The 14,301-nt window shown below is 64.9% G+C and carries 13 protein-coding genes; 7 read left to right on the top strand and 6 right to left on the bottom strand.

Going from position 1 to position 14,301, the window contains the following annotated elements; all coding sequences use genetic code 11:
- Positions 1-19: 19 nt before the first annotated feature.
- Positions 20-1,288, top strand: a complete 1,269-nt coding sequence (locus tag WKB88_RS10225; RefSeq protein WP_341394463.1) for an AI-2E family transporter — start codon at positions 20-22, stop codon at positions 1,286-1,288.
- 186 nt (positions 1,289-1,474) lie between these two features.
- Here WKB88_RS10225 and WKB88_RS10220 read toward each other — a convergent pair whose 3' ends face one another.
- Both WKB88_RS10220 and WKB88_RS10215 read right to left on the bottom strand, forming a co-directional pair.
- Positions 1,475-2,206 carry a GAF and ANTAR domain-containing protein gene (locus tag WKB88_RS10220; protein WP_341394462.1) on the bottom strand — a complete coding sequence of 244 codons (732 nt, stop codon included), beginning with the start codon at positions 2,204-2,206 and terminating at the stop codon, positions 1,475-1,477.
- 152 nt (positions 2,207-2,358) lie between these two features.
- Positions 2,359-3,312 (bottom strand): lantibiotic dehydratase C-terminal domain-containing protein, encoded by a 954-nt coding sequence (locus WKB88_RS10215; RefSeq protein ID WP_341394461.1) that lies wholly within the window; start codon positions 3,310-3,312, stop codon positions 2,359-2,361.
- Between the two features lie 586 nt (positions 3,313-3,898).
- On the opposite strand from WKB88_RS10215, the gene WKB88_RS10210 reads away from it, so the two are divergent.
- On the top strand, positions 3,899-4,399 hold the full coding sequence (locus WKB88_RS10210; RefSeq protein ID WP_341394460.1) for a hypothetical protein: 501 nt from the start codon (positions 3,899-3,901) through the stop codon (positions 4,397-4,399).
- Positions 4,400-4,503: 104 nt separating this feature from the next.
- Here WKB88_RS10210 and WKB88_RS10205 read toward each other — a convergent pair whose 3' ends face one another.
- A complete protein-coding gene (locus tag WKB88_RS10205) occupies positions 4,504-5,784 on the bottom strand; it encodes a multidrug effflux MFS transporter (protein ID WP_341394459.1) in 1,281 nt (426 codons plus the stop codon).
- Positions 5,785-5,867: 83 nt separating this feature from the next.
- On the opposite strand from WKB88_RS10205, the gene WKB88_RS10200 reads away from it, so the two are divergent.
- Positions 5,868-6,332, top strand: a complete 465-nt coding sequence (locus WKB88_RS10200) for a MarR family winged helix-turn-helix transcriptional regulator (protein ID WP_341394458.1) — start codon at positions 5,868-5,870, stop codon at positions 6,330-6,332.
- 15 nt (positions 6,333-6,347) lie between these two features.
- On the opposite strand, the gene WKB88_RS10195 is transcribed toward WKB88_RS10200, so the two are convergent.
- The 3 genes from WKB88_RS10195 to WKB88_RS10185 all read right to left on the bottom strand — a co-directional run bounded on the left by WKB88_RS10195 (position 6,348) and on the right by WKB88_RS10185 (position 7,885).
- Positions 6,348-6,821, bottom strand: a complete 474-nt coding sequence (locus WKB88_RS10195; RefSeq protein WP_341394457.1) for a PGPGW domain-containing protein — start codon at positions 6,819-6,821, stop codon at positions 6,348-6,350.
- Positions 6,822-6,891: 70 nt separating this feature from the next.
- A complete protein-coding gene (locus WKB88_RS10190) occupies positions 6,892-7,545 on the bottom strand; it encodes a hypothetical protein (RefSeq protein ID WP_341394456.1) in 654 nt (217 codons plus the stop codon).
- Between the two features lie 133 nt (positions 7,546-7,678).
- Positions 7,679-7,885 (bottom strand): hypothetical protein, encoded by a 207-nt coding sequence (locus WKB88_RS10185; protein ID WP_341394455.1) that lies wholly within the window; start codon positions 7,883-7,885, stop codon positions 7,679-7,681.
- A gap of 639 nt (positions 7,886-8,524) precedes the next feature.
- Here WKB88_RS10185 and WKB88_RS10180 point away from each other — a divergent pair.
- Genes WKB88_RS10180 through WKB88_RS10165 form a run of 4 tightly spaced genes read left to right on the top strand, consistent with a single transcriptional unit; the run spans position 8,525 to position 14,261 of the window.
- Positions 8,525-9,352 (top strand): alpha/beta fold hydrolase, encoded by an 828-nt coding sequence (locus WKB88_RS10180; protein ID WP_341394454.1) that lies wholly within the window; start codon positions 8,525-8,527, stop codon positions 9,350-9,352.
- Positions 9,339-10,970, top strand: coding sequence for a PAS domain-containing sensor histidine kinase (locus WKB88_RS10175; protein ID WP_341394453.1), 1,632 nt, complete (start codon positions 9,339-9,341; stop codon positions 10,968-10,970). Before WKB88_RS10180 ends, WKB88_RS10175 begins: the two co-directional genes overlap by 14 nt.
- 27 nt (positions 10,971-10,997) lie before the next feature.
- Entirely contained in the window at positions 10,998-11,651 is a 654-nt protein-coding gene (locus WKB88_RS10170) for a TetR/AcrR family transcriptional regulator (RefSeq protein WP_341394452.1), read from the top strand.
- A 45-nt stretch (positions 11,652-11,696) separates the two neighbouring features.
- Positions 11,697-14,261, top strand: a complete 2,565-nt coding sequence (locus WKB88_RS10165) for an MMPL family transporter (RefSeq protein WP_341394451.1) — start codon at positions 11,697-11,699, stop codon at positions 14,259-14,261.
- Positions 14,262-14,301 lie beyond the last annotated feature (40 nt).

Raw genomic sequence — 14,301 nt, 5'->3', positions numbered from 1 at the left:
GGTGAGGCAAGATGGAACGGTGAACACGACCGATTCCATATCCTCACCGGCAGCGGCCGGCTCCACCGACCGTTCCTCCGCGGAGGCAGGCACGTCCGGAAGGGCGGCAGGCCTCAAGCCGCGCGGAACCTTTGCCCGGGGACTGGTTGCATCGTCCGTGTGGGTAGCCCGCGGACTGATTGTCCTGGCCGGCCTGGTGGTGCTCTGGTTCACCATCCGCTCGCTGTGGTCGGTTGCGCTCCCGGGGCTGCTGGCACTCCTCCTTTCATCCATCCTCTGGCCCGTCAACCGGGTGCTCCGCAAGATGCTTCCCAAGGCGCTGGCCGCCCTTCTGTCGCTGCTGGGGCTGCTGGCCGCCATTGCCGCTGTGACCGTGCTGGTGCTGCCCTCCATCTCGTCAGGTTCGAAGGAACTCGCGCGGATGGCCGGGCGGAACCTGGAAGATCTGACGGATTTTGTCGCCGGGCTGCCCTTCGCCGTTCAGACCGTCGATTTCAATGAACTTCTCGACGCCGGCGTTGCCCAGATCCGCGAGCACAGCAGCGATATTGTCTCGGGAATCACCGCAGGGCTGGGAACTGTCACCTCCATCACCGTGGTGTTCCTGCTGACCCTGGTGTTCACGTTCTTCTGCCTGAAGGACGGGGACAAATTCCTGCCCTGGGCCAGCCGCTGGACCAACAACCGGGCGTTTGTCCACGCAGTCCGGGTATCCGAGGAGGCATGGCAGACCCTGTCGGCCTATATCCTGGCCCAGGCCACCGTGGCACTGGCTGACGCCGTGTTCATCGGGCTGGCACTGCTGCTGCTGGATGTTCCGCTGGCGCTGGCGCTGATGGTCCTGATCTTCTTCGCCAGCTTCATCCCCATCGTCGGGGCGGTGGCAACCGGAATCCTGGCAACACTCGTGACCCTGGTCTCCCACGGATGGGTAACCGCCCTCGTCGTGCTGGGCATCGTCCTGGTCGTTCAGCAGCTGGAGTCAAACATCCTGCAGCCCTTCCTCGTGGGCAAGACACTGAAACTCCACCCCGCCGTCGTCCTCGGGTCCGTTACGGTAGGCAGCACCCTTTTCGGAATCGTGGGGGCCTTCCTGGCGGTTCCCGCAACCGCCGTCACCATTGTGGTGCTGCGGTACCTGCGGGATCAGTCGCTGACCTCGGCCAACGCCGCTGTTTCCGGAAAGGAACCGGAAGCGGACGACGGATTCGCGCCGCCGTCCGGGGAGGACCGGGAGCTGCCGCAGCCGGTCCCGGCAGCGGTCCCGGCACCGGATTCTGCGTCCTAGCGAAACCCGCCGGCACCCCGGGTTGCCGGTAAAAGATGTTGCAGCAGCGACGGCCGGATCAACAAAGCGGGGCGCCTCCGGTGGTCTCACTTCCGGAAGCGCCCCTCGCGTTGCCCTATTAGTATTACCAATCCACCTGAAAGGACGCTGAAGGCCGGGCCGGCAGCGGATCGGGCGGCACCCGGCTTACTCGATGAAGTGAGTTTGGACCTTGGCGGCGGTGACCGACTCCACCACACGTTCAGCCAGGCTGCGGAGCTTCAAATTCTGGTTGCTGGAGGCGCGGCGGAGTATGGAAAAGGCCTGCTCCTGGGTGCAGCGGTTCTGGCCGGCGACAATGCCGACCGCGACGTCGATTGCCGTCCGGGACCGCATGGCTGCGCGCAGGTCCTCATTAATTTCCCGGTAGGCGGCAATTTGAACAGCGACCTGCAGGGTGGCAGTGGCCTCGGCGGCGTAATCCTGGACGCGGCGCGTCATTTCGTCGTCGAACACCCCGGTTTCCCGGGCGTACAAATCAAGTGCAGCTCCGCCGTCGTCGCCCACGACCAGGGGGACGGCCAGAATAGAGTAGTAGCCCCGGTCTTGAATTGCATCGAAGTACGCCGGCCAGCGGGGATCGGTCCGCGTGTCAGCCACCAGCGTGACGTCTCCCGTCGATGCCGCGTGCAGACAGGGACCCTGGCCGAAACCGTATTGGACTTCGTCTAGCTCCTTGGCCGCAGCGCTGCTGCTGGCCACGGTTGCCGCCTGTCTTCCGCGCTTGAGGGTGACGCCGCACAGAAGGAGGGCCTGATCACTGAACAGCCCGGCCGCGTGTTGGGCGAAAGCCTCCAGGAACTGCTCCATGCTCTCAGTCTCAAGGATGAGCTGCTGAAGCTCCGCAGCTACCGAGGTTCCGCCCAGGATTGCCTTCATTAGCCGAGTGTAGGCGTGATCTCGGTCGAGTAGGCAGGTTTCACGGCTGCCGATGTTATACGGTCCGCCGAAGCCATGTGACAGGCGCCCGGGTGGATTTTTCCTGTACAGGTTCCGCACCCGCGCCGGGTGCGGAACCTGTACAGGAAGCCCTACGGCGCCATCTTCAGGAAGTCAGCTTCCCGTTCCTTGCTCCAGGATCGCGCGTACAGCCCCAAGCCGGCCTCGTCCCGGACAGAAATGCCCAACCGGTTCAGCATCAGGCGGCTTTGGTAAACCGTGAGTTGCTGGGCGCTGCGGCTGGCCCGGACTTTGTCCGCCCGGTACAAATACGTGTCGATGGCCCGGGACCAGCGCTTGCGCCAGTTATCCACAGCCGGTTCCGAGGCGGTGGCGGCCATCAGCCGGTGTGCGGGCAGAATGCGTGGCGCCAACTGCGAGGTCAGTGCATTGCGCATGTGCGCCGCTTGCGGGCCGGAAGCCGCGGTGCAGCTGCGGAGATGGCTGTCCCAGTAGTAATCCCACGAGATGGCCCTCCGGTCCGCCCAGACCGGTGACCGCGGTCCGCGCATCATGGCATAGCTGGCATCAAAGAGGAGAAGCGCCGCCAGGGAGGAACGGCTGTTCGCCTTGGGGAACCGGGACGTGGCCCAGGCGGCCAGATCGGAGGACAGTTCAAAGACTTCCTCTGCCAGAGCCAGACCGTCCGCTCCGCCGTATTTCGCCAGATCGGATTCAGCCCTCGCGGAAACCTGGCCGTAATCCCAGCGGCTGGGAATGGGCTCTTCGCGGTACTCCGAGGTCTGGAGCTCCCCCAGATTGGGAGCCGACTGGTCCACCAGTGCGCGCATCAGAGATTCCAGCCGGTCCAGGACCCGCGGCGCACCCAGAATGCGGACCTGTATATAGGGATGAGCCGGGTCCATGCAGCGGGTATGGAACCATCGCTGTGCACCCCACGATCGGGCCTGCGCTGCCAGCGGAGTAATGACCTCTCCGATGACAGCATCACAAACATCTTTTTCAGTGGGTTGGATGGTCAGAGACCACCATTCGGCTCCTGGCGTTAGCGGCTTGGTGGGTTGTGCCGCAGCTAACTGGCTCATACGAGGTCCCTCCCGTTGGGGTCAGGCCGGCCGATGACATCCGGCCATGAAGAAGTGAAAACCGAAGTACTGTGCTGCCCTCGCTGCCGCGAACCGCCGGTGGAATCTGCTGCGGCGGAAGCGGGAAGACTGGGTGTTTGGGGGGAAAAGTTCATGTATCGGCAGCCTCTGCAGCGTGGGGATCTGGAAGGCTGCCCCCGTGAAGGTGAAGACTGTAGAAGGTGCGGTGTGGATGCTGATTTTCTTCCGACGTCTGGGTGATGCCGTCAGGCTCATATACTTCCAGCAGACACGCCGTGAATACCAGAGGTCCCGGTAAAACCCTTCGGAAACCGAGTTATTAGTTGCACCTGCAGGAATTTCGGGTATTAGGTGGAGAACAGGGGGCGCCCCGGGGCGCCGTGGGACGGGAGCAAAATTAACCCCGTCTGCACTCTGGCGGAGGGTACTCCGATGGACATAGAGTCTGATCCGTTGTGGGCGGCGACAATCCCGTTGCAGACCGCGACAAATGATAGTCCGGGCGGCCAAGGCCGGCCCGGGACCGCACCTGTCCCAATGATCGACCGCGGTCAGGGAAGGGCACATGATGGAACACCCGTGGCCATGTGACGTCGCGGAGCACCTTCGCGCCTTCCTGGCGGAGGCCTTTCCCGGCGTACAGTTCCAAGCGGTGCCGATGGTTGCTTATGACATTGCAACCATCGATGTGTCGTGGACGGACGGCCCGTCGCTGCATGAAGTGGACATGCTGGCGCTGGAATTCGTGCTGCGCGTCCACCTGGACGCATGGGGCACCCGGATCCACCCCAAAATTGACCGCGTTTCCAACCGGAGGACCATGAGTCCGGCCGCCGAAGACATGCTGTCCAAGGCGCTGGCCGCCGATATGGCACTGGACTTCCGGGACCTCGACGTGGACCGGGTCTACCCCCTTCCTCCGATCCTCGCATCTTCGCGTTACTGCCCGCGGGCGGGCACTGTTCCCGAGTTCCTGGACCTGCTCTTTGAAGCGACCAGCTTCAGTCTCGGAAGAGCGGTCGGCATACAGCCTGTGCATCCATGCACCTGCGCTTTGTGCGCCTAGCGGCGATGCGCAGAAACGGCTCGGGTGAGGCACCGGAGCCGGGGGTGCTTCTGCGGTGCGGCCGCGTCTGAGGCGCGGATATTTCCCGGTTATGCCGGCTGCTGCTAGGCGCGGGAAACCGGCTGCGGGGTCTCTTCACACAAGTGGTTGTCCTGCTCCGCGCCGGCGGGAGCGGCCGTGGGTTTACGAGTCAGCGTCAGGTAGGAAACCGCTGCCAGGACCGCAAAGACAACCATGGCTATGCCCATGGGGACGGCAGTGTCCTCTCCGCCCAGGCCGACGATCGGTGCGACGGCGGCCGCCAGCACGTACTGCAGGCATCCCAGGAAGGCGGAACCCGTACCGGCGTGGTGGCCGGCTTCATCGAGGGCCAGTGCCGTGGCGTTGCCGAAGATGAACCCGAGCGAGCCCTGGAACACGGCGAACAGGACCAGCATGGGAACCATCGGGGTGTCGTTGAGGGCAAAAATGAGCAGTCCGGCGGCGGCCAGCACGGCGACAACCAAGCCGATGGCAATCATTCGGCGGTAGGAGACCTTGCCCGCGAGCGCCGCAGCGATGACGCTCACGATGGTGATGCACAGGGCGTTCATCGCAAAAATCAGCGAGAACCGGGTTTCGGATAGTCCCATGATGTTTTGGATGACAAACGGAGACGCGGAGATGTAAGCGAACAGTCCGGCGAAGGCAAAGCAGAAGGTCAGCAGATAGCCGGTGTAGTTCCGGTTGCTCAGGACTTCTTTGGCCACGTGCAGCGTGGTCTTGATGCCTCCGTGGTTGCGGTCTTCCGGCGCCATGGTTTCTTTGGCGCCGAAAATGCCCCACATGAAGAGGACCAGTACAAGCACGGCCAGGATCCAGAACACAGCGCGCCAGCCGGCAGCCGCGATGATTGCGCCGCCGGCCAGCGGCGCGATGACCGGGGCAATGACACAAATGATGGTCAGAACGCCCAGCAGCTTGGCAGCTGCGGCGCCGCGGGCGGTGTCCGAAACAATGGCGCGGGCAAGAACGACGCCGGCGGCGCCGCCGAGCCCCTGGAGGAAGCGCGCCGAGGCGAGAATCTCAACGGTGGGGGCAACTGCACAGATGGCGCTGGCTGCGGCACAGACAAAGGTGCCGATCAGCAAAGGTTTACGGCGGCCGATACCGTCCGACAGCGGTCCGATGAACAGCTGCCCCAGGCCCAGGCCCACCAGGAAGGTGGTCATGGTGAGCTGGATCCCTGCGGCGGTGGTATTGAGGTCTCCTGCCATCCCCGGAAAGGCCGGCAAATAGAGGTCGATGGACAGGGGGCCGACGGCGGTCAGCAGGGCCAGGAGGAGGATGAGTTGTCCGCTGGTGCGGCGCACGATGGAAGGGGGAGTGGCGGTGGAATCGGGCATGGGAACTTTCCTAGACGGTTCGGGAGCCGTCCACTATACATATGCCAACATATATATGTCAACATATGCGTTAGGATGAGCCCATGAAGGATGAGAGCGATACCGCGGCCCGACAGCGTGAAGTGGCCGTGCTGCTTCGCGACCTTGCCTGGACCATTCACCGGCGCATCCCCGACGTCACGGGCATCGATCCGCTGGCCTCGACAGAACTGGCGGTGCTGAAGCACATTCTGGAGGCACCCGGGTTGACGGTCACTGAACTCTCGCGGCGCATGGCTCTTAAGCAGAGCAACACAAGTGCCGCCGTCCGCGTCCTGACGGAGCGCGGTCTCGTCACGAGGGAAAGCAGTCCCGCCGACCGGCGGATCAGCCGGCTGGTTCCAACCGACGAAGCGCTGGCCCAGGATGAAGCGATCGAAGATGCCTGGGCCGGGCCGATTCGGAGCGGTCTCGCCGGGTTGAGTGACGAAGAAGGCAGGGCACTGGATGCTGCCGCTTCGGCGCTGCAGTCGCTCAATGCCGTCCTGAGGTCCGGCCAGAGCGCCTGATCAGACTGAATCGTCTTACCGGGGATCCGGCTCTCTTTGCGGAGCTCGGCTGGCCTTCCCCCTGAATTTGCGGCAGCTGTAAACAATCATGCCCAAGGCAATCAGCCCTGAGATGATCAGTCCGGCTCCGGTACCCCAGCCGCCGGGCAGCCACAGTGCGTCGCTGTAGGGCCACCAGTCCGGCGTCCTGGCCCAGACTCCCCAGACAATTCCGACCGCCATGAGGGAGAGCGCTCCGATCACGCTGGCGCTGATGCGCGGCCAGGTCTCCACGCCTTTTTCTGCCGTTTCAAAGGCTTTGGCTCGAACAGGGCGCAGAAAGCGGCTGGCCCACCGGTAGCGAAGCGAGAGCACCGCCAGCCCGGCAACGAGGGCCAGGAGCCCCGGGCCGGGCAGGACAAGAGCTGCCAGTCCGAGGACGATCAGCATCCACCCGGCAACCTCGATGCCGGTCCGCCTCACCCAGGGCGGGAGGGAGCGTGCCTTCACGGGCGCCTGACCGCCGGGAGGGCAGCCGGGGGCCGAGTGCGGTGCAGGTTCGAAGGGGTGCGCATGCCGGTTAGGTGCCGAGCCCGGCCTTATCAACACGCCGGTGGAAGCGCATGCCTGCCAGCCCTCCCAAAATGGCACCGCCGAGTGCCACCAGCGCAGCAATGACGGCGGAAATGATGGCAGCCGCGGTATTGTCCCCGGAAAGCTGCGGATAGGTGTTGAGCTGTGCATTGATGTTCAGCTGGCTGCCGGCGATGGCACCGATGAGCGCCAGCACGACGGCGATGACAATACCCCAGGCCCACACGGCAACACCCTGCTTGACTCCGTTGAACCGGGCCATTCGTCCTGCTACGTACCCGCCGCAGAAATAGGCGACAAAAAGGATCACCATCAGGATGATGACGCCCGTAATGCCGGCACCTTCCGGATTCGCCGTGGCCTCCCCGGCCACGTCCACGTTATTGGCGATGAGGGCGGCACCAAAGGCGGTGGCAATCGCACTCAGGAGAACCGTGGTTCCCGCGGCGGCGAGCCAGCCAAAAAACGCCGAACCAATCTTCACCCCGCCGAACTGGTCCTTCTCCCGGCCGACAATCTGCTCACGGCTCTCCGTGCCGTCACGTCCGCCGGTATTGTCAGCCCGTTGTCCGGGCTGCCCTGCGGCCCCCCGGTTTGGCCTGCGGGCCGGCTGGCCGGCTGCTCCTGCGCTGGTGCTCATGGGAGTCTCCTTCGCTTGGGAATTAACCCGCTTCGGTTAATCCCAGAATAAGAAGGCCGGGCCCAAAAGGACAGTGCGCTTAGCAAGTATTCGGCCGGGACTGCTTTCCGGGAAGCGGTTTTCCGCGGGGGTGTTAGGAGGAGGCCTCGGCGTCGGAGGCCGGGCTGTCCTCGTCCACCTTCAGGGCCGGCTGCTCCTCGCGCTCTTCCTCGCGTTCCTCGGACTTGGCTTCCTCGACAAGGCGGGCTGTCACTTCGTCATTGAACTCGTCCCGTGTCCCGGCAAGATTGTTGGTCATTGCATCGGAGCCGGGGTTGACGCTCTGGTCCTGGTCACTCATGTGCTGCTCCTGTCGATGGCGGACGTCGGCGGACGCCGGTGGCAAGACTCACCCGTCAGGGGTGGGCCTTCTGCTTCTTCCCACCCTTGCACAGGTGATGCGGGCAGCGCACGCCAAATCCGCGGATATCTTTCTTCTCGGACTGGAACTGCTCCGCCGAAAGGGCGGCACGGTTCGACACCGGTCCCCGCTGCCATTCCGTGCTCTATCTGCGGACTTTTATTCCCAGGCACCGCTGCCCGGAGGGAAAGAGGTGCCGTTAATCACCCAAATGCATTCTTGCCGGGACTTCCGGCTTCCGCGAATTCATCAGGTCAGGTGCGTCGTCCCTGATAGGACGCGTAAGCCTGACATTCATCTGCACCGGAAAGCAGGAAAAGCTTCTGCGGGAAGTCTCCGGAGCAGCAGCCCTGTCTTCCGGCTGGTTCCTTTTCTGTTAGATTTCGATTGGAGCCGCACAACGCCGTAGCCTTCGTTCCGCCGGAACCGGTAAATGCCTGTTCGTCCTTTCTCTGCACCAAAGGTCTCCCTTATGTTCTACAGTGCTTATTCACCTTCCCTTTTCCCTCTTTTCCGTATCCCGGCAGTTCCGGGCGCGAGCCGCCGCGGCACCGCAACCGGATCCGGCAACTGAAGGCCGTGGAGCGCGACAATATCCTGGCCAGAAACAATGTCCGCCTCGTGGGCCCGTCCGACGGTCCGGTACTGATGCTGGCCCAGGGATTCGGGTGCGATCAAGTGGTGTGGCACCGGATTCTCCCGTTTCTGCAGGAGTGCCGGCTTGTCCTCTTCGATCATGCGGGGACCGGAGGTGCAGATATATCCGCGTATTCAGCCGAAAAATACTCGTCCCTGGACGGCTACTTGGAAGATTTGACCGGCATCTTGGACGCCCTGGACCTGCGGGAGGTCACGCTGGTGGGCCACACAGTGGCGGGGATGATGGGCATCGCGGCCGCGGCCGCCGGCAACGCCAGGATCACGCGGCTGGCGCTCATTGGAGCTTCCGCGTGTTACCGCAACATACCGGGTGACAGGTACGCCGGCGGCCTGTCAGCCGGAGACATTGAGAAAATCCTCGAAGCTGTCACCCTGAACTTTCCGCTGTGGGCGGCGGCCATGGCACCGCCCATGACGGGACAGGCGCCCGGATCGGTCCTGGCCGAAGAGCTCACCGCCGCAATCTGCCGGCTCCATCCGGAGTATGTCCGGGACTTCCTGCAGTTGTCCCTGGAAACCGATATCCGCCATTTGCTGCCCGCGGTGCAGATCCCCGTCCTGCTGCTGCAAACACCGGGAGATCCGCTGACCCCGGCCGCCGCCTCCCGCTACCTCCACGAGAACCTGGCCAGCAGCGTACTCGTCCACCTCAATGCCAAAGGCAACATGCCCCACGTCAGTGCACCCCGGGAAACCGCCGAGGCCGTTCTTCACTACCTGTTCCGCTCCACCCATGTCCTTCCCTGAAATGCACAGTCACGATACCCCGGACAACGGCGGCACCCGGCCAGCCGGCACGCAGGACTATGCGGCGCACTTCCACGCCGCGCCGTCGGGTTATCTCGTCACCGGGACGGACGGCACCGTCCTGGACGTCAACGAGACCCTGGCCCGCTGGCTTCAGCTCTCCCGTAAAGAGATCATCGGTACAAGCCTGCTCGAACTGATGCCCGCGGCCGACCGGGTGCTCTACACATCATTCGCGATGGTGCAGCTGGGAGTGACCGGCTGCTTCGACGAAATGGCCCTTACCCTCACCGGCGCCGGCGGTGATCTTCTTCCGATGCTGGTGTCCGGCGTCCGGGACAGCACCCGGGACAGCACAGCGGACGGCGAGGGCGCCTGCCTCGACCGCCTCACGTTTTTCAGTGCACCCAAGCGCACCCGGTTCGAACGCGAGCTGACCGCTGCCCTGCGCAAAGCTGAGGCGGCAGAAGCTGCCCGGGCCGCAGCGGAGGAGCGGCTGCGGCAGAAGCAGCACGCGCTGGAGGCCAAGGACCGGATCCTGCAGGAGAACCTCCTGCTGAGCCGGGAACGGGAGGCACTGCTGGAAACGGTGCTCAACACCGCCGACGTCGGGCTGTTGGTCGTGGACGGAGAGGGCACCACGATTCTGATGAACTCGCATCTGGCCGGCAGTTGGCAGCGGATTGCCGGCGGACCGGGAAACTTGGACGCGCTGGCCGCATTCGGTGCGGACCGCGTCACGCCCCTGCCGCCGGAGAAACTGCCAATCCCGCGCGCAGCCGCCGGCGAAACCTTCACGGATGAAGTGTTGTGGATTGGGACGGGAGAGCACCAGATGGCGGTGAGCGTCTCGGCCCGGCCGGTGGGCGGAGCGCGCGGAGTCTCCGGCTCTGTCCTGTCCTTTTCCGACGTCACCCGGCTCGTGCGTGCCGTCGCAGCGCAGGATGAGTTCGTGGCGAACGTATCCCACGAACTGCGCACGCCGCTGACCTCCATCCTGGGCTACCTTGACCTGGCCCTGGACACTGACGACCTGCCGGAGCACGTGAGCGCCTCGCTCTCCGTGGCAATGCGTAACGCCGAACGTCTCTTGGGGCTGGTGTCCGATCTGCTGTCCGTGGCGTCGGGAACCAAGAAACTGGAACGGAAGAATGTTGATGTGGCGGCGATTGTGCGCGCGGGCGTTCTCTCCGCTGCTCCGCGCGCGGCTGCCGGCGGCGTGAAGATCTCCCTTGATGTTCCCGATTCCGCTCCCGCAGAGGTGGACCCCCGGCGGATGGGGGAGGTGGTTGAGAACCTGTTGTCCAACGCGGTGAAGTATTCGCCCGACGGCGGGACCATAAAGGTCCGGCTGCGGCGCGACGGGCTGACTCTCCTGCTGGAAGTGGAGGATACCGGCAGGGGAATGTCGCCCGAGGAGCAGGAAAAGGTCTTCACCAAGTTCTTCCGCTCCCGCAGCGCGCTTACTGCCGCCGTGCCGGGGGCCGGCCTGGGCCTGGCCATTACGAAGAACATTGTGGAACTGCACGGCGGGAGCCTGACATTCCGCAGCAGCCTGGGGGAGGGGTCCGTCTTTACCGTCCTGCTTCCGGACGGACCGGAAACCAAATTGCACTAAGTGCATCAGTGCACTTAGTGTAGGAGTGTGCTTCCAGAACCCGCCACCGACCGACGCGCTGCCCTCAAAAACCGCCACCGGCAGGCCATCGTGGATGCCGCAGCCGCGCTGATGGACGAACGGTCCGGCACCGACTTCACCGTCGAGGAGCTGGCCGAACGGGCAGACGTTTCACGCCGTACCGTCTTCAACCACTTCTCCTCCCTGGACGACGTGGTTGTCGAAGTGTGCAGTGACGCCCTCGGATCCGTCATAGAAGGACTGGCGGACGTTCCCGTCGGTGACGGCACGAATGCCTCGATGATGGACGAAATGGCGGCTGTGCTCCGCGCGGCGGACCTCGTTGCGCCGCTGGCCTACCTGACCCGGGTGCTTGGCCGCCCCGCCGCGCAGCCGTCGCCCCGACAGGCGCTGATGACGCTGCGGGTGTTCACCGAAGTGAGCAACCTCCTGCTCGCCGCCATCCTCCTCCGCCGCCCGGACGCCGACAAGCTGGACCTGCACCTGCTGGTCGGCTCCCTCGCCGGCGGCGTCGGGGTCCTCTACCACCACTGGGCCGCCGAAACGGGCGCCGTGGACACGCCCGAGTCCCGGCAGGTCTGGTCCCGCCAGCTGGAGAGGCTGATTGAAGCCGTCCGGTACGGACACTGCGCCGAACTTCCCGCCCGGGATACCGCCTAGCTCCGCCACCTTAAATTTCCCTCCCCACCCCCTGTTAGGACTCTCATGGCTGAATTCCTCTACCGACTAGGTCGGGCGGCTGCGCGCAGGGCGCGCACCGTGCTTGCGGCCTGGATCGCAGTGCTCGTGCTTTGTGGAGGAGCCTTCGCGCTCTTCGGCGGCACGCTCGCAACCGCGTTCTCCATCCCGGATACCCCCACCACCCAGGTCACCGAGCGCCTGCAGGAGAAACTCCCGCAGGCCTCCGGCGGGTCGGGGTCAGTCATAGTCCAGACCGAGGACGGCTCGAGCTTCACGCCCGAGCAGCAGCAGGAAATCTCCGCGCTGGTCACCAAGGCCGCGGAGCTCGACGGCGTGGAAGCCGTCGTCGACCCGTTTGCCACCGAGGCAGAGCGGGCTGCGCAGGCACAGCAGCTGGCCGAAGGCCAGGCACAGATTGACGCCGGCCGCGCCCAGCTGGAGGAGGCCCGGGCCCAGCTCGACGCCGGCCAGGCCCAGTTGGATGAGGCCCGCGCGCAGGCTGAGGCTGCCGGAGCGCCGGCCCAGATGCTCGCTGAGCTGGATGCCCGGCAGGCACAGCTGGACGCCGGCCGCGCCGAACTCGATGCAGGAGCCGAGGACCTAGAAGCGCAGGCTCTGCCCGCGGAGCAGGGTGCCGAGCTGCTGGAGATGGCCAAGGAGATCCGCACCGTCTCCGAAGACGGCAGCGCCGCTGTACTGAACGTGGTCTTCAGCGAAACCCAGATGGAAATCACGCAGGAAACCAAGGACGCCCTCGTGGCAGCCTTTGAAGACTCGCCGATTGACGGAGTGAAGGTGAACTACTCCGCCGACATCTCCGCCGCCGTCCCGAACCTCTTCGGAATCGGCGAGGTCGTTGGCCTGGTGGTCGCCGCCGTCGTCCTGGTGGTCATGCTCGGCAGCCTGGTTGCTGCCGGCCTGCCCCTGCTGACCGCGCTGATCGGCGTCGGTATCGGCGCGCTGGGCGCACTGGCCTTCTCCGGCGTCGTTGAGATGGCTTCGATCACCCCCATCCTCGGGCTGATGCTCGGCCTCGCCGTGGGGATCGACTATGCGCTGTTCATCGTCAACCGGCACCGGCGCCAGCTCAAGGCCGGGTACAGCCTGCAGGAATCCATCGCGCTGGCGAACGGCACCTCCGGCAACGCCGTGGTTTTTGCCGGCGCCACCGTGTTCATCGCCCTGCTGGCCCTGAACATCACGGGCATCCCCTTCCTGGGCCTGATGGGCACCGTGGGCGCCGCCTGCGTTGCCGTCGCCGTGCTGATCGCCGTCACCCTCACCCCGGCACTGCTGAAGATCGCCGGCATGCGCGTGCTCAGCCGCAAGGAACGTGCTGCCCTTGACGCTCACACCGAAGCTGCCGCAGCAGGCACCGGACGCCCGGAGACCGTAAAGGCCAAGGCCATGGGCACGGGCCGCGCGGTCCTGACCGTGGTTGCCGCAATCGCCGGTCTGCTGCTGATCGCCATCCCGGCGCTGGACCTGCGCCAGAACCTGCCGGACGGCTCCGCCGAAGCACACGACTCCAGCCAGTACCAGGCCTACGCTGCCGTCTCCGAGAAGTTCGGCGAAGGCCAGAACGGCACGCTGCTGGTGGTGGCGGAGGTACCCGATGCCTCCACAGAAGAGGAATCACTGGCCGCCCAGGCCGAGATTGCCCGCACCATCTTCGACCAGGAGGACGTGGCTGCGGTTGCTCCCATCGGATCCTCCGAGGACTGGACCGTATCCGCCTTCCAGGTCATCCCCAAGGAAGGCCCCACCAGCGAATCCACCGAGACCCTCGTGCATACGCTCCGGGATATGTCTCCCCTGAACGGTGAGTACGAGATCGGCGTAGCCGGCTCCGCCAGCGGAAACATCGACATCTCCGACAAGCTGTCCGACGCGCTGCCGGTCTACCTCGGCGTGGTGGTGGGACTCTCGCTGCTCATCCTGATCCTGGTCTTCCGATCCATCTTTGTTCCGGTCATTGCCACGCTCGGCTTCATCCTGTCCTACTTCGCCGCCCTCGGCGGAGTGGTCGCGATCTACCAGTGGGGCTGGCTCTCCGCCGTCTTCGGTGTGGAGACCCCCGGCCCGATCCTGAGCTTCCTGCCGACCATCCTGGTGGGTATCCTCTTCGGGCTGGCCATGGACTACATGCTCTTCCTGGGCTCGGGAATGCGCGAGGCCTACGCCCACGGGGCGCCGGCACGGCTCGCCGTCGCCCAGGGCGTCCGTGCGGGCCGCTCGGTGGTCACGGCCGCGGCGATCATTATGGCCGCAGTGTTTGGCGGTTTCATCTTCTCGCACAGCACCATGATCCGGCCCATCGGCTTTGCGCTGGCCTTCGGCGTCCTCCTGGATGCCTTCGTGGTGCGCATGCTGCTGATCCCCGCGCTGATGCACCTGGCCGGCGACAAAGCCTGGTGGCTGCCGAAGTGGCTGGACAAGATCCTGCCCGACGTCGATGTGGAGGGCGCGTCGCTGGAGCGCCGCCACCCGCATGTCGAGGGTGCGGACGCCGACGGCGATTCCGGCACGGCGGCTGCACCGCCTGCGGGAACTGCCCGCGGTGCGCACGACGGCGCCGCCACCCGCTGATCCCGGCTGGGCCCGCTGAACGCTCTGGTGCCGTCCTTCT

The sequence above is a fragment of the Arthrobacter sp. G119Y2 genome, assembly GCF_038069765.1.
Classification (GTDB): domain Bacteria; phylum Actinomycetota; class Actinomycetes; order Actinomycetales; family Micrococcaceae; genus Arthrobacter_B.
The sequence above is the reverse complement of the archived record's forward strand: the minus strand, read 5'-3'. Positions and strand labels throughout refer to the sequence as shown.